Source organism: Pseudomonas sp. PA-1-6B (assembly GCF_021609545.1).
Taxonomy (GTDB): Bacteria; Pseudomonadota; Gammaproteobacteria; order Pseudomonadales; family Pseudomonadaceae; genus Aquipseudomonas; species Aquipseudomonas fluorescens_BV.
This window is the reverse complement of record NZ_WJZM01000001.1, coordinates 340689-356308: the sequence shown is the minus strand read 5'-3', so window position 1 is coordinate 356308 and position 15620 is coordinate 340689. Positions and strand designations below refer to the sequence as shown.

The 15620-nt window shown below is 60.0% G+C and carries 16 protein-coding genes; 7 read left to right on the top strand and 9 right to left on the bottom strand.

The window, feature by feature from the left end; translation table 11 throughout:
- Positions 1 to 231: 231 nt before the first annotated feature.
- Both GIV35_RS01530 and GIV35_RS01525 read left to right on the top strand, forming a co-directional pair.
- Positions 232 to 552 carry a hypothetical protein gene (locus GIV35_RS01530; RefSeq protein WP_236264545.1) on the top strand — a complete coding sequence of 107 codons (321 nt, stop codon included), beginning with the start codon at positions 232 to 234 and terminating at the stop codon, positions 550 to 552.
- Positions 553 to 703: 151 nt separating this feature from the next.
- A complete protein-coding gene (locus tag GIV35_RS01525) occupies positions 704 to 1336 on the top strand; it encodes a TetR family transcriptional regulator (RefSeq protein ID WP_003188114.1) in 633 nt (210 codons plus the stop codon).
- 5 nt (positions 1337 to 1341) lie between these two features.
- Here the strand turns inward: GIV35_RS01525 and GIV35_RS01520 are convergent, their stop codons facing one another.
- Positions 1342 to 1848, bottom strand: coding sequence for a C40 family peptidase (locus tag GIV35_RS01520; RefSeq protein ID WP_034125672.1), 507 nt, complete (start codon positions 1846 to 1848; stop codon positions 1342 to 1344).
- A gap of 340 nt (positions 1849 to 2188) precedes the next feature.
- Here GIV35_RS01520 and ureE point away from each other — a divergent pair, with 340 nt between their 5' ends.
- From ureE to GIV35_RS01495, 5 genes are all read left to right on the top strand, one after another.
- Positions 2189 to 2689, top strand: a complete 501-nt coding sequence (gene ureE / locus GIV35_RS01515) for an urease accessory protein UreE (RefSeq protein WP_054896372.1) — start codon at positions 2189 to 2191, stop codon at positions 2687 to 2689.
- A complete protein-coding gene (locus GIV35_RS01510) occupies positions 2686 to 3360 on the top strand; it encodes an urease accessory protein UreF (protein WP_105225574.1) in 675 nt (224 codons plus the stop codon). The genes ureE and GIV35_RS01510 overlap by 4 nt, the downstream gene beginning before the upstream one ends.
- A 14-nt stretch (positions 3361 to 3374) precedes the next feature.
- Positions 3375 to 3989 (top strand): urease accessory protein UreG, encoded by a 615-nt coding sequence (ureG, locus tag GIV35_RS01505; RefSeq protein WP_003188109.1) that lies wholly within the window; start codon positions 3375 to 3377, stop codon positions 3987 to 3989.
- A gap of 22 nt (positions 3990 to 4011) precedes the next feature.
- Positions 4012 to 4584, top strand: a complete 573-nt coding sequence (locus GIV35_RS01500; protein WP_202691024.1) for a HupE/UreJ family protein — start codon at positions 4012 to 4014, stop codon at positions 4582 to 4584.
- 173 nt (positions 4585 to 4757) lie between these two features.
- A complete protein-coding gene (locus tag GIV35_RS01495) occupies positions 4758 to 5867 on the top strand; it encodes an AGE family epimerase/isomerase (protein ID WP_213153592.1) in 1110 nt (369 codons plus the stop codon).
- Positions 5868 to 5976: 109 nt separating this feature from the next.
- Here GIV35_RS01495 and GIV35_RS01490 read toward each other — a convergent pair whose 3' ends face one another.
- The 8 genes from GIV35_RS01490 to amaA all read right to left on the bottom strand — a co-directional run bounded on the left by GIV35_RS01490 (position 5977) and on the right by amaA (position 15474).
- Complete coding sequence (locus tag GIV35_RS01490) at positions 5977 to 6882, bottom strand: cation diffusion facilitator family transporter (protein WP_003188105.1); 906 nt, start codon at positions 6880 to 6882, stop codon at positions 5977 to 5979.
- Positions 6883 to 7072: 190 nt separating this feature from the next.
- Complete coding sequence (locus tag GIV35_RS01485) at positions 7073 to 7840, bottom strand: SDR family oxidoreductase (protein WP_034125868.1); 768 nt, start codon at positions 7838 to 7840, stop codon at positions 7073 to 7075.
- An 822-nt stretch (positions 7841 to 8662) separates the two neighbouring features.
- A complete protein-coding gene (locus tag GIV35_RS01480; protein WP_005784287.1) occupies positions 8663 to 9379 on the bottom strand; it encodes an ABC transporter ATP-binding protein in 717 nt (238 codons plus the stop codon).
- Positions 9376 to 10251 (bottom strand): ABC transporter ATP-binding protein, encoded by an 876-nt coding sequence (locus tag GIV35_RS01475; RefSeq protein WP_197881815.1) that lies wholly within the window; start codon positions 10249 to 10251, stop codon positions 9376 to 9378. Before GIV35_RS01475 ends, GIV35_RS01480 begins: the two co-directional genes overlap by 4 nt.
- Complete coding sequence (gene livM / locus GIV35_RS01470; RefSeq protein WP_197881814.1) at positions 10244 to 11542, bottom strand: high-affinity branched-chain amino acid ABC transporter permease LivM; 1299 nt, start codon at positions 11540 to 11542, stop codon at positions 10244 to 10246. Before livM ends, GIV35_RS01475 begins: the two co-directional genes overlap by 8 nt.
- A 2-nt stretch (positions 11543 to 11544) precedes the next feature.
- The gene (locus tag GIV35_RS01465) at positions 11545 to 12459 is read right to left on the bottom strand and encodes an ABC transporter permease subunit (RefSeq protein ID WP_034125666.1); all 915 of its coding nucleotides are present in this window, start codon (positions 12457 to 12459) and stop codon (positions 11545 to 11547) included.
- Between the two features lie 220 nt (positions 12460 to 12679).
- On the bottom strand, positions 12680 to 13816 hold the full coding sequence (locus GIV35_RS01460; RefSeq protein WP_236264544.1) for a branched-chain amino acid ABC transporter substrate-binding protein: 1137 nt from the start codon (positions 13814 to 13816) through the stop codon (positions 12680 to 12682).
- 374 nt (positions 13817 to 14190) lie between these two features.
- A complete protein-coding gene (amaA, locus tag GIV35_RS01455) occupies positions 14191 to 15474 on the bottom strand; it encodes an L-pipecolate oxidase (RefSeq protein ID WP_236264543.1) in 1284 nt (427 codons plus the stop codon).
- Positions 15475 to 15620 lie beyond the last annotated feature (146 nt).

The window sequence follows — 15620 nt, the reverse complement described above, 5'->3', positions numbered from 1 at the left end:
ATCAACCAGACAATTTTCCCCATCGACGACGCACCATTGTTACCCGGGTTCGTGTCGAAAATACCCACATCGGTGCAAAGCCGCGGGCTTGAGAGGCTCGATCTAGAGCCTCCGGCGAGAACAATCAATTCTGTTGATTATTACCATTGTGTTTATGAACTTTTATATCGACTTATCAAGGGTAACATTAGCCCTGTACCCACTTTATCGCCCTCCCTAGGAGCAACCATCATGAAACGCCAATTACTCGCTACCGTTCTGTTATCTGTCCTGGCTTCCAGCGCTTTTGCCCTGCCATCTGCCGAACAGGCCACCCCGCAGAACAAAGCTCAAGCCGTGCAAACCAGCCAAACCGTGGCTCGCAGCGGTTCGCAAGAAGACGAAAACCGTGATTACGCCAAAGGCGCCGTAGCTGAAAATGGCTACAACCGCCTGCAAGAGAAAGGTCTGGTCGAAGGCGGTGCTGAACAAGCCAACAAACGCGCCTACACCGAAGGCGTTGCTGAAGGCGGTGCCGACCGTCTGCAAGAACTGCATCAAGCACAGAGCTAAGCCTGTGGTGGCCCAGAAAAAAGCCCGATCTGCCGATCGGGCTTTTGCTTTTATATAGAACGCGTCACGCCCCGCCCCTGCCAAGTTCGACGCCGGCAAAGCGCTTTTGCTAGAGTGCGTCGCTGTACTTGCCGACAAAGCTCATCCGCTCATGCTGCCCCGCGCCGAACAGAAGCAACAAACCCGCCTCGCCCTGATGGACGCAGCCCGCCATCTGATGGAGTGTGGCCGTGGGTTTGGCAGCCTGAGTTTGCGCGAAGTGGCCAAGACCGCGGGTATCGTGCCCACCGGCTTCTATCGCCATTTCGCCGACATGGACCAACTTGGGCTGGTATTGGTCAGCGAGGTCGGCCAGACCTTTCGCGCCACGATCCGCCTGGTGCGCCACAACGAATTCGTGATGGGCGGCATCATTGATGCCTCGGTGCGCATCTTTCTCGATGTGGTTTCGGCTAACCGCTCTCAGTTCCTGTTCCTGGCTCGCGAACAGTACGGCGGCTGCCTGGCCGTGCGCCAAGCCATCGCCGCCCTGCGCGAAGACATCACTCGCGATCTGGCCGCCGACCTGACACTGATGCCCAAACTTCAGCACTTGGATGCCGAAGGTTTGCATGTGATGGCCGACCTGATCGTCAAGAGTGTGTTCGCCACCCTGCCCGATATCATCGACCCACCGGCCCACGCCTTGCCGGCCCACCTTACGCCCCAGGCGAAAATCACCCAGCAACTGCGCTTTATCTTTATCGGCCTTAAACATTGGCAAGGGCTGGGCAGCACCGAGTAAGTCAATCAACCCGCCGTGTGGAACCGTTTGGCGGTGGTGTAGTGCTTGTTCCAGTAGCTATTGCTCAATGAATCGATACGGATGGTTTTGCCGGTACGCGGCGAATGGATGAATTTGCCCTGGCCGATATAAAGGCCGACATGGCTGACCTGGCCCCGCCCGTTGCCTTTGAAAAACACTGCATCCCCTGGCTTTAAAGCACTGCGTTTGATGGTTGTCGCCGATGAACGGTGCATGGCGGCAGTGGTGCGGGGTAGCTGGATATTGGCTTGGGTCTTGAACAAGTACACCAGGAAGCTACTGCAATCGAAGCCCTGCTCTGCCGATGTGCCGCCCCACTTATAGGGCGTACCCAGCAACTCATGGGCGCGGTCAATGACATCGTCGATAGAGGCCGGCTTGATGCTTTGCAGCGAAGAGCTGAAGGTGGCGCGGGGTTGGAAATTGGCCTTTGCCGATGAAATAAAGCAGGTCAGGCTGACAAGGCATACACAAAAAATTGATCGAAGCATGATGAACGTCGCGGTGGAATTAAACAGGCCGCATAGCCTAAAGAACCCGCAGGTAATCTCATGAGCTCCAAATCTTGATGGCTCGTAGGAAAAATCCCAAAAAATAACCACAGAGAAAAAGATGAAAGAAATTTCATCAAGCTGAGCGCCACCATCAACGCAAAACGCCCTTCCCCGGTGCTATAAACCTCGGCACGCACCAAATTGATACACGCACGGAAATCATCCGACGCCCTATTGAGCAGCATGCCTGCCTGACTACAGGGAATTCCTACTCAATTCCGTGATTGGCAAGCCCCTTGCTCTAGGTCTTTCATCGCTCACAGTTGGAAGCTCTCTGATGCTGGTGATACACCGCCGAATCGCCCCCCAAGCCCTCTGGGCCGCCGAGTTGCTGCTCAACTTCGAAGCCCGCAGCAAAAGCCGCCTGCGCTGTTTCAGTGCCGACGGTGAAGACGTCGGCCTGTTTTTGGAGCGGGGCCAGCCGCCCTTGCACGATGGTGAATTCCTGCAGGCAGAAGACGGACGCGTCGTACGGGTATGCGCCCGCCCTGAACAACTGCTGCACGTCACCTGCCGCAACGCTTTCGAGCTCACCCGTGCCGCCTATCACCTGGGCAACCGCCATGTGGCCCTGCAAGTCGGTGACGGCTGGCTGCGCCTGCTCGATGACTACGTGCTCAAGGCCATGCTCGAGCAACTGGGTGCCGATGCGCAGACCCTCGAGGCGCCGTTTCAACCCGAGCACGGCGCCTATGGCGGCGGCCATCATCATTCACGGCATGGTGATGAAGACTTCAACTACGCGCCCAAGCTGCATCAGTTCGGCGTGCGTCTATGAACCCAGCCTGGGCGCTGCTGCGCCTGGCCAGTCCGCAACTGCCGATTGGCGGCTACAGCTATTCCCAAGGCCTGGAAATGGCGGTGGACAACGGCCGCGTGCAGGATGCCGCGAGCGCCCGGCGCTGGATCAGTGACCAGTTGCTGCTCAACCTGGCGCGTTTCGAAGCCCCGCTGCTGCTCGCCCACTGCCGCGCAGCCGCCGAACAGGACTGGGCCCAATTGGCGCGGTGGTGCGACGAGCATCGCGCCAGCCGTGAGACCCGGGAGCTGTATCAGGAGAGTCGCCAGATGGGCTATTCCCTGCAACAACTGCTCAACGGCTTGCCGGAACTGGACGACAGCGCCCGTGATTTTCTTGCACAACGCGACGAACCGCACCTGGCCCTTGGCTGGGCCTTGGCCGCGCGCGCCTGGCACATCAACCCCGGCGATGCGCTTGCCGCCTGGCTATGGAGCTGGCTGGAAAACCAACTGGCGGTACTGATGAAAACCCTGCCATTGGGCCAGCAAGCGGCCCAGCGGTTGACCAGCGAACTGCTGCCGCTGCTGCAACAAGCACAGCAGGATGCCGAACGCATTAACCCTAACCATTTGGGCAGCGCCGCTTTTGGCCTGTCCCTGGCGTGCATGGCCCACGAGCGCCAGTACAGCCGCCTGTTCCGTTCCTGATTCTGGAGAAGCACATGAACACACAACCCCTGCGCGTCGGTATCGGCGGCCCGGTAGGCTCGGGCAAGACCGCCCTGACCCTGGCCCTGTGCCTGGCGCTGCGTGATCGCTACAACCTGGCGGTGGTGACCAACGACATCTACACCCGTGAAGACGCCGACTTCCTGGTGCGTAACCAGGCCCTGGCGCCGGAGCGCATCATCGGCGTGGAAACCGGTGGCTGCCCACACACGGCGATTCGCGAAGATGCCTCGATCAACCTGGAGGCCGTGGACCAACTCAACCGCCGCTTTCCCGGCCTGGACCTGATTCTGGTGGAGTCCGGCGGCGACAACCTGTCGGCCACCTTCAGCCCGGAGCTGTCGGACCTGACCATCTATGTGATCGACGTCTCCGCCGGCGACAAGCTGCCGCGCAAAGGCGGGCCCGGTATTTGCAAATCCGACCTGCTGGTGATCAACAAGATCGACCTGGCCCCGCTGGTCGGCGCCTCGCTGGAGCTAATGAACAGCGACACCCAGCGCATGCGCAACGGCAAACCCTTTGTGTTCAGCAACCAGAAGACCGGGGTCGGCCTGGACGACATCGTCGCCTTCATCGAACGCCAGGGCCTGCTGACCGCCGCCTGATCAACCCATAAGGAACCTGTCCATGAGACTCAACAGACTTTTCGCCGCCGCCGCGCTGCTGCTCGCCCCTACCCTGGCCTTCGCCCATCCGGGCCATGGCGACAATGGCCTGGTGGCCGGTATCAGCCACCCCCTGGGCGGCCTCGATCACTTGTTGGCCATGCTTGCGGTGGGCCTCTGGGCTGCCCAGCAAAAAGGCGCCGCGCGCTGGGCGCTGCCATGCACCTTTGTCGGCACCATGCTGATCGGCGGGGTGTTGGGTTTCGAAGGGCTGCAATTGCCGGCGCTGGAAAGCGGGATTGCTGCATCGGTGCTGGCCTTGGGCCTGGCGGTAGCGTTGGCGGTGCGGCCACCGCTGTTCGTGGCCGTGGGCGCCACGGCGTTGTTTGCGCTGTTTCACGGCGTGGCCCATGGCCTGGAACTGCCGGATATGACCAGCCCCTGGGCGTATGCGGCTGGGTTTGTGGGGGCAACAGCCGTGTTGCACGCTGCGGGTTATGCAGTGGTGCGCTTTTTGCCGGCAGCTGCGGCACCCTTGGTGCGCGTGGCCGGGGCCGCTTCGGCGGCGACTGGGGTGTGGTTGCTGGCAGGCTGATCGTCAGCGCCTGTAAAGGCCTCATCGCAGGCAAGCCAGCTCCCACATGTGAGACGGTTCACACTTCAAAAATGTGGGAGCGGGCTTGCCCGCGATAGCGCCAGTACAAACACCACCGATCCCAAGCCTGCTACCATGCGCGACAAACACCCCTGCCGTGACGACGCCAGCCAATGCCCATCGCTTCCCCCTCTTCCCTGACGCCTGTGCTCACGCACTTCCATGACCTGATCGTGCCCCTCTGGCAAGGCCCGGGCTGGAATGCCGGCCTGGCACTGCCCTTTGAGGCACTGGACGCCGATCACCAGCCACTGCCCCCACAGCGCTATCGCGCCATGGCCTGCGCCCGGCAGTTGTACCTGTTCGCCAGCCTGATCGGCGAACCCGGCGCGGCTTTCGCCGAAGAACGTGCGGCGGCGCTGTTTCGCTCCCTGCAACGGCACTTTCATGATGCCGAACACGGTGGCTGGTTCTATAGCATCGACCCCGCCGGCCAGCCGCTGGACAAGCGCAAAGACCTCTACACCCACGCCTTCATTATTTTTGCCTGCGCCCATTACTGGGCCAAGGTGCGTGAGCCGTTGGTCGAGTCGGTGCTCAACGCTGCCCTGGAAGTCGTCGCCCAACGCTTTGCCACCGGCGACGGTTTGTACGAGGCCGTACTGGAACGCAATTGGGCCTCCCTCGACTCCGGCCCGTTGCAAAACCCGTTGATGCACCTGGCCGAAGGCTTCCTGGCTACCCTCGCGGTGCGTAAGGACGCCCAGGTACAAGCGGCCCTGCTGGCACTGGCGACGGCCATGCAGCAACGCTTCATCGACCGCGAGCACGGCGTGATGATGGAGAAACCTTTGGGCGCTGTGGATAACTGGTTTGAGCCGGGGCACCAGTTCGAATGGTTCTTTTTGCTGGAATCTTCAGCTGTGCTGCGCGGCACTGCACTGCATGAGTCGCTGACACGGGCATTTGCCTATGCCGAGCAAAAGGGTGTGGATAAGTTAAGCGGTGCAGTCAGCGGCATGCTCGCGTTGGATGGCACGGTGCGCGACGGTACCCAACGTATCTGGGCTCAGGCGGAGTACCTGCGGGCACTGACTTTGCGGCCAGGCAGCGAGGCGATGCTGCAGCGTCAGTTGCGGGCGCTGCAACAGCGCTTTTTGCATGCCAAGGGTTGGTATGAATGCCTGGATGCCGAGGGTAAGGTGAGCCGGCGGGATATGCCTTCGACTACGCCCTATCATTTGGCGACTTGCTATCAGGGTTTGGTCCGGCATCTGGGCTGACCTGCAGGGCTCCATCGCAGGCAAGCCAGCTCCCACAGTTGATTGTGTTCGCACATTTAAATGTGGGAGCTGGCTTGCCTGCGATAGCCTCACCTCGCTCTAACAGACTTTAGGCAATCCACTTGCGGTCGCCCGTAAAACTGATAGTCAACCACCGCGCCGCATCCGCCGCCCCCAGCCCTGTGGATATCTCTTCACGCAGCCCATCGAGGGTGGCGACGTTATCCACCGGGTAATCCGCTGGCAGCACCACATGAATCTCGATAAACCGCGCCCGCCCGTGCTTCTGCACATAGGACACGTAGTCGTCGAAACCATGCTTGGCCTGCGCCGCGTCCATCACTTCGCGGACCTTGTCGTCCAAGTGATCCGGCGCGATCCCCAACACTTCGCGCAGCGCCGGGCGCAGGATCTTGAATGCTGGCGCCAGCATGCTCAGGGCCAGCAGGATCAGGATCAACGGGTCCACGTAGACCGCCCACTCGCCATAGCCCTGGGACTTGAGCAACAGCGCCGCCAGGAAGCTGATCAGCAAGCCCACCGACAGCATCGCGTCCACCAGCCAGCTGATGTTGTCGAACTGGATCAATGACGATTTAAGTGTGCGATTGCGGTAGCGCACATAGAAGAAGTAGGCGAACTCCACGACGGTAAACACCGCCGCATAAATGATCACCAGCCCCAACTCGATTTCGCGCCCGCCATTGATAATGCCGAACACGCCATTGAGGAACGCGTAGATGGCGATCAGCAGCAGGAAACTGCCTTCTATCAGCAGCACCATCGGCTCAAGGTGCCAATAGCCGAATTGGAAACGCTCATTGCTTTTCTTGGCGATCAGCTTGGCCGTGATCAGCATCAGCACCTTGATGGCGGTGGCGATCAGCGAGAAAAAGCCGTCGAACAGAATGGATTGGGCGCCGGATATCACACCCGTGACAATCCCGGCGATCGCGACTGCGAACATCAGGATAGTCGATTGTTTGAGCAGTGCCTGCTCACCTCGGTTACTCACATTGCCTCCTGTCAAAACCTTTGAACCGCTGGGTGCGGTGGGGTTTTCAGGCGGGCAGTGTACCTTATGTCCTGTTTTGGCCGATTTGACGCCATCGCAGGCAAGCCAGCTCCCACATTCGACCGCATTCCCATGTTGGAATACGGTTGAGTGTGGGAGCTGGCTTGCCTGCGATGGCAGCGACGCGGTCTTAGCCCTTGGCCCCACGCTCAATCGCAAACCCAGCCCAGGTCTGGCTCACCGGCATCAGCTCCAGGCGGTTGATGTTCACGTGCGCCGGAGTGTTCATCACCCAGAAAATCGTATCGGCAATGTCCTGCGGCTGGATCGGCTCGGCACCTGCGTAGGTGGCGTCATAACGCGCCTGGTCACCGCCGAAGCGCACCAGGGAGAACTCGCTTTCACACAAGCCCGGCTCGATATTGGTCACGCGCACGCCGGTGCCTTGCAAGTCGCAGCGCAGGTTCAACGAGAACTGCTTCACGAACGCCTTGGAACCGCCGTATACATGGCTGCCCGGGTACGGGTAGTTACCGGCGATGGAACCCAGGTTGATGATCCCGGCACCGCGGCCATGGGCAATCAGGCGCGGCAACAGCAGGTTAGTGGTGGTCAGCAAGCCCTTGATGTTGGTATCGACCATGGTTTCCCAATCGTCGAGGTCGCACTTGGGCGCAGGGTCGGTGCCCACGGCCAGGCCGGCGTTGTTGATCAGGCCGCGCAGCGTGGCGAACGACGCCGGCAGGTTGGCGATGGCCTCCTCCATGCCTTTGCGGTCGCGCACATCCACCACCAGGCCATGCACTTCGGTCTGCTTGGAAAGCTCTTCGACCAAGGCGTTCAAGCGCTCGGCACGGCGACCAGTGAGCACCAGTTTCCAACCGGCCTCGGCAAAGCGACGGGCACAGGCTTCGCCGAAACCTGAAGTAGCGCCAGTGATAAACAGCGTGTCGGACATGGGGTTCTCCTTGCGGGCATCGGGAAAAAAACAGCCAGCAGAATGCCCTTACGCCGCGTTTGCGGCAACCGCTGTGCACACGCACGCATGCTTGACTGATCACTTTTTAACCAATCCTAGCAAAGCCTTATAAACCGTAGCTTGCAGCCATATGCGCGCAGGTTATCCACAACTGCGCCCACAGTCTTTGGGGGCAAGTGCAAACGGCTCAAAGCCGCTGTGTACAAGGGTTGCAGGCGGTTTTATAAAGTTTTTTGCTTGACCTGGGCGAGCGCCTATGTAGCCGCTGACAAATGCAGAAAAACACAACGATGGCTCCAGGCCAGTCATTCCGGCCCCTGCGCAAGTCTTTCCAGAGTTTAGTCACAGACTTATCCACAGGCTGGAAGGACTTATTTCGTTCATATACCTGTGTCTTTAAACAGGTTGACAAACCCTTGAGACGGTCGCGAAAAACACCCTGATCGAAAAATAACCAACACGCTACAAGCCACGTGGTTAAAGGCTTTCAGCCAGCTACTCCCACGTTACCCACAGCCGGTTCCACAGTGGATGGGGACAAGTCAAAACTGTGACAAAACAGGGATTTGCGGCGGTTATATGTCGCGCTTTTGAGGTGGGCTGGATTTGTTTTCCACAATTTGGTGGAGGGCTTGTTGACACCGCAAAAACAAATGTGGGAACCGGCTTTGCGTGGGCGCTGGCTTGCCTGCGATGCGGCCACCTCGGTATGTCAGCTAAACCGAGGTGATGCTATCGCGGGCGAGCCCGGCTCCCACATAAGGCCCGGTTCCCACAGGGTTGATGCGCCTGGATCTTAGGTCAGTGACCGCCCAGGTAGGCGTTGCGCACTTCCTCGTTCACCAGCAACTCCTTGCCGGTGCCTGTCAGGCGAATCTCACCATTGACCATCACATACGCCCGGTCCGACAGGCGCAGCGCATGGTTGGCGTTCTGTTCCACCAGGAAAATGGTCATCCCGGTGGACGCCAGCTCGCGCAGGGTGGAAAAGATCTGCTTCACCACAATCGGCGCCAACCCCAGGCTTGGCTCATCGAGCAACAACAGCTTGGGCCGGCTCATCAGCGCACGGGCGATGGCGAGCATTTGTTGCTCACCACCGGACATGGTCATCGCCCGCTGGTTGCGCCGCTCCTTGAGCCTGGGGAACAGCTCGAACATGCGTTGCATGTCCTCACTGGCGAACTTGTCGCCAATGGGGATGGTGCCCATCAGCAGGTTTTCCTCGACGGTCATGTCGGGGAACACCCGCCGCCCTTCCGGCGACTGCGCAATGCCGTTGGAAGCGATGTAGTGGGACGACTTGTGAGTAATGTCGACGCCGTTGTACAGAATCTGCCCCGACTCGGCCCGAGGCTGACCGAAGATCGACATCAGCAACGTGGACTTACCCGCGCCATTGGAGCCGATCAGGCTGACGGTTTCGCCTTCGTTGATGTGCAGCGAGACTTTTTTCAGGGCCTGGATCGGGCCGTAGAACACGTCCAGGTCCTTCATTTCGAGGATAGGTGCACTCATACCAGCTCCTCTTCATCCGCGCCCAGGTAGGCGGCGATCACTTTCGGGTCGTTGCGGATTGCGTCCGGGCCGCCTTCGGCGATCACGTTGCCGTGGTCCAGCACCACAATGTGGTCGGAAATACTCATCACCATGCCCATGTCGTGTTCGATCAGCACCACCGTAAGGTCGTGTTCGTCGCGCAGCAGGCGAATCATCGCGCTGAGGGCTTCGGTTTCCTGTGGGTTGAGGCCCGCTGCCGGTTCGTCCAGGCAGATGATCTGCGGCCGCGTGCACATGGCGCGGGCGATCTCCAGGCGGCGCTGCTGGCCGTAAGAGAGTTCGCCAGCCAGGCGGTTGGCACAGTCCACCAGGTCCACCACCTCCAGCCAATAGAACGCACAGTCCAGCGCATCACTTTCAGCCTTGCGGTAGCCCTTGGTATTGAGGATGCCGGCAAGCATGTTGCGGTTGACCCACATGTGCTGGGCCACCAGCAGGTTTTCCAGCACCGACATTTCCTTGAACAAGCGAATGTTCTGGAAGGTGCGCGCCAGCCCGGCACGGTTCACCAGGTGGGTGCCGCCGAACATCTTGTAGTACACGCGGCTGAGGAAGCTTTTGGGCGAGACAAAGTCGGTGGCCTCAAAGCGCTCGCCGAGCAGTTGGATCACGTTGGTTTGTTTGCCCCGCACGTTGAGCTCGATCTTGCCGCCACTGGCTTTGTAGAAGCCGGTGAGGCAGTTGAACACCGTGGTCTTGCCAGCGCCGTTGGGGCCGATCAGGGCGAAGATCGAGTTGCGTTCAACCTTGAGGCTTACATCGCTCAAGGCTTTGATACCACCGAAGTGCATCATCAGGTGTTCCACTACCAGCACGACTTCCTTACTCATGGCGCGGCTCCCTATTCGCTATGGCACCTTTGCGTGGCGTCACACCGGTACGGCTAATCCGAATCAAGCCACGCGGTCGCCAGATCATCATCACCACCATCAACACGCCAAACAGCAGCACGCGGTACTCGGAAAAACTACGCAGCAGTTCCGGCGCCACGGTCAACACGAACGCTGCGATCACCACGCCAACCGTCGAGCCCATGCCGCCCAACACCACAATGGCGAGGATCAACGCCGACTCGAAGAAGGTAAACGACGACGGGTTGACGAAGCCCTGGTAGCTGGCAAAGAACACCCCGGCCAAACCGGCGGTGGACGCGCCGATGGTGAAGGCTGATAGTTTGACCAGCACATGGTTCAGGCCCATGGAGCGGCAGGCGATTTCATCTTCGCGCAGGGCTTCCCAGGCGCGGCCGACCGGCATGCGCGTCAGGCGATGCTTGATGTACAGCACGGCCAGTACCACCAGAAACAACACGATGTAGATGAACATGAACTTGATGTTGGGGTTGTAATCGATGCCGAAGAACTCGTGAAACGGGATGCCGCCATCCTTCGCACGCTTGCCGAACTCCAGGCCCAGGAAGGTCGGTGACGGCACGGGCATACCGTTCGGGCCACCGGTGAACGACAGCCAGTTGTTGAGCACCAGGCGAATGATTTCACCAAAACCCAGGGTCACGATGGCCAGGTAGTCACCGTGCATTCGCAGCACCGGGAAGCCGAGTATGCACCCCGCCAGCGCCGCCGCGATGGCCGCCAGTGGCAGCACGGTCCAGAAGCCCAGGCCCAGGTATTGATAACCCAGCGCCAGGCCGTAGGCACCGATGGCGTAGAAGGCCACGTAACCCAGGTCGAGCAGGCCCGCCAGGCCCACCACGATGTTCAACCCCAGGCCGAGCAACACGTAGATCAGCCCCAGGATCACCACGGTGAGCAGGTACTTGTTGGCAAAGATCGGGAACACGATGGCGATCACGATCAGCGCCGGGATGATCCAGCGCAGCCGCGACTTGTAGTCCGGTGGCAGCACGTGCACACCTGAGCCGCTGCTCTCGAACCCCTGCAGGATCTTCACGCCCTTGGGGGTTTGCAGGAACAGGCTGAGGGCAAAGCGCCCGGCCATCACGATGGCGACCAGCACGGCCACCCGCGCAGGTTCCAGGTTGAAGCTGTAGCCGTCGAGCACCACGCCGACAATCGGGCCGAACACGATCAGCGAAATCAGCCCCGCGAGTACCGTATCGACCACACTTTTCTTGATATCAATGGATTTGGCAGCAGACATGTTTACACCTTCGCCACGAGTGGGCGACCAAGCAGGCCCTGGGGACGGAAAATCAGAATCACCACCAGCAGCGAGAAACTGAACACGTCTTTGTAGTCAGAGTTGATCAACCCCGCGAACAGCGACTCGGAGATACCGAGGATGATCCCGCCCAACATCGCCCCAGGCAGGGAGCCGATGCCGCCGAGTACCGCTGCGGTAAACGCCTTGATGCCGATGATGAAGCCGGCATAGAAGTCGAAGGTGCCGTAATTGAGGGTGATGAGCACGCCGGCCAGGGCGGCCATGGCGGCACCGATGACAAACACGTAGGAGATCACGCGGTCGGTGTTGATGCCCAGGATCGAGGCCATCTTGCGGTCTTGCTGGGTAGCACGGCACATGCGGCCGAGCTTGGTGTATTTGATGATGTAGGTGAGCAAGGCCATGCCGGCAAAAGCGGCGACCAGGATGAACACTTTGGTGTAGGTCAGTTGCACGAACCCGGTGCCGATATCCACACGCCAGGCGCCGGCCAGCAGGGTGGGAATGCCTTGTTGCTTGGCGCCCTGGGCGATCTGCGCGTAGTTCTGCAGGATCAGGGAGATACCGATGGCGCTGATCAGCGGTGCCAGGCGGGTGGAGTTACGCAGGGGTTTGTAGGCGACACGCTCAATCACCCAACCGTACACGCCGGTGACGACCACGGTGAAGATCAAGGTACCGAGAATGAGCAGCGGGAAGGATTCGATGCCGAAGTAAGCCAGCAGTGCCAGACTGATCGCCGCGAGGTAAGCGGAAATCATATAAACCTCGCCGTGGGCGAAGTTGATCATGCCAATGATGCCATAGACCATTGTGTAGCCGATGGCGATCAGGCCATAAACCGACCCGAGGGTCAGGCCGTTGACCAGTTGCTGCAGGAAAATACCATCCATAACGCAATCTCACGCGGTGAGCACCTGCACACCGGTGGGTGTGCGGCGCTTCTGGAGGAAAAGACAGGTTTGTTGCAATGGAGCAGGCAACCACGCCCTCTGTGGGAGCTGGCTTGCCTGCGATAGCGGTTTCACATTCAACACAGGTGCTGGTATTGAGGCCGCCATCGCGGGCAAGCCCGGCTCCCACAGGGATCGAGGTGTTCAAGCCGTCGCGTTATTACTTCTGCTTTTCCAGCTGATGGTATTTGCCGTCTTTGTCCCACTGGTAAACCACGTAGTCAGAGACTTTCAGGTCGCCCTTGGCATCCCAGGCTTTTTCGCCCATGACGGTTTTAACCGGGTTGGCCTTGAGCCACTTGGCAGCGTCTTCGCCCTTGTTGGACTTGGCACCGTTGAAGCCGGCGGCCAGGGCCTGGATCGAGGCGTAGGCGTACAGGGTGTAGCCTTCAGGCTCGGTGCCGTTCTTGCGGAACTCTTCCACGACTGTCTTGCTGTCTGGCAGCAGGCGCGGGTCGGCGCCGAAGGTCATGTACACGCCATCGACGTACTGCGCGCCGCCGGCGGTGGCTACCAGTTCGTCGGTGACCACGCCGTCATCGGACATGAACTTGACGTCTTTGAGGCCCGCTTCGCGGATCTGGCGCACCAGTGGGCCGGCTTCCGGATGCAAGCCGCCGAAGTACACAACGTCGGCGCCCAGGGAGCGGATCTTGGTGACCAGGGCGCTGAAGTCTTTCTCGCCCCGGGTCAGGCCCTCTTCCAGCACCGGCTTGACGCCGCGCTTGGACAACTGCGCAGCGGTGGCGTCGGCCAGGCCTTTGCCGTAGGTGTCCTTGTCGTTGATCACCGCGACTTTCTTGCCCTTGAGCACGTCGACGATGTAGTCGCCGGCGACGATGCCTTGCTGGTCGTCACGCCCGCACATGCGGAACATGGCGGCCAGGCCGCGTTCGGTGACCTGTGGGTTGGTGGAGCCTGGGGTGATGGCGATGATGCCTGCTTCGTCGTAAACCTCAGACGCCGGGATGGTGTTGGATGAGCAGAAGTGCCCGACCACGCCGATCACTTTGTCCTGGTCGGCCAGGCGGTTGGCCACGGCCACGGCTTGTTTGGGTTCGCAGGCGTCATCGCCCGCCACCAGCTTGATCTGCTCGCCGTTGATGCCGCCGGCCTTGTTGATAACGTCGGCTGCCGCCTGGGCACCCTTCATGTACTGCTCACCGAAAGCGGCGTTGGCGCCCGTCATCGGGCCTGCCACACCAATTTTCACATCAGCTTGAACAAACGTAGAAACACCCAGCGCCGCAGCAACGGCGAGGGCCAGAAAACCTTTCTTGTAAAACGTCTGGGACATGAGTGGTGCTCCGATATTTTTGATTTTTGGCACGACAACTTGCATTCAAACCTTTCACCGAAAGCTCAGAGCAAGCCGCGTGCCATTACTTTTTTATTCTTCAAAAAGACACGGTGTCATTGTTATTACAGGCGTTTCGACGCCTTTTGCCAGGACGTGCAACCGTCTAGCGTCTATAGGTGCAACCAACACTTCAGAAAAGTACAACCCTGGCAGGTCGCACCTGCAACCACAGGCATAAACGACAGTTCCTACAGCTGTAACAATGTGCGTAACGGAACTGCACATTTACAGTGCGTGATTGCTACGACTTGCACCAATACAGATGGGTAGCCTGCTAAGAAAACGCAGGCTTCTGAAGGGTATTTCGCTGATCAGATCACGATCCTCAGGCATTGCCCGGCGTGATAGAGCGAGAAGCCGGCTTCATACAGGCAACTGCGCAGGCCCACAGCGGCCAGAGGTTGCATAGGGGCAAAAGGGATCGGCAAGGTTTGGGGGTCCTGGTGACACAGGTAGTCGGCAAACGCCTTGCCCACCACGCTGCCGGTGGTCACGCCGCGCCCGTTATAACCGGTAACCGCCACCAGGCCGGGGGCCGGTTCGAACAGGCGCATCAAGTGGTCGGGGGTAAACGCGATGCAGCCGGTCCAGGTGAATTCCCATTGCACCGGTTTGAGGTACGGGAAGTAGTGTTGCTGCACCCGATCGGCCCACGCCTTGAGGAACCACGCCGGTTTCTGGTTGCCGTTACCCAGGCTGCCCAGCAACAGGCGCCCATCGGCATCGCGGCGAATACTGCTCAGGACCTGGCGCGTGTCCCACGAACCCTGGCCGCCGGGGAGGATCTGCTTGGCCGCGTCATCGGTCAGCGGCGCCGAGGCCACCTGATAGTAATAGCCGGGGAAGAAGTTACGCCGCAGTTCAGTCCATTCGCCTTCGGTGTAAGCGTTGGAGGCGATCACCACCTGGGCGGCCTGCACCGCACCCTCGGCGGTCTGCACCGACCAATCGGCGCCCTGGCGCTCAAGCTGGGTGACCGGCGAATGATCGAACAATTGCCCGTCCAGCCCCACGGCGGCATTCGCCAACCCAGTGGTGTAGGCCATGGGGTTCAAGGTGCCGGCGCGTCGATCGAGCAACGCGGCGGCGATTTTCCGGGTACCGGTGGCCTGCTCGCAGGCCTGGCCGGTGAGTAACTCAACCGGCGCGCCACGGCGCTTCCACTGCTCCTCACGGCTGCGCAAGTCCGCCTCGCCACGGGCGTTGTGCGCCATGTGCAAGGTGCCTTCACGGCGCAATTGGCAGTCGATGTTGTACTTGTCGATCAGGCTGAACACCAGGGACGGCGCCGCACCCAACATGCGGTTGAGCTGGCTGCCCACCGCCGTGCCGAAACCGGCCTCGATCTCGTCCGGTGGAATCCACAGGCCGGCGTTGACCAGCCCGACGTTGCGCCCCGAACCACCGTGGCCGGTGCGATGGGCCTCCAGTACGGCGACGCTTTTACCCTGTTCCAGCAAATGAATGGCCGCCGACAAACCGGTAATGCCGGCACCGATCACGCACACATCCACCTTGACCGCACCCTTGAGCGCGGCTCGGTCCGGGCGGCCTGGAGTGAGGTGTTCCCATAAACATGTTTCGCGCAGTGCCATTGCCAGACTCCGATGAGACCTAACAAACAAATACTCTTTTGAATGGGAAACCCAATCACCTGTGGGAGCTGGCTTGCCTGCGATAGCGGTGTATCAGTCACCGAAACTATCGACTGAACCACCGCTATCGCAGGCAAGCCAGCTCC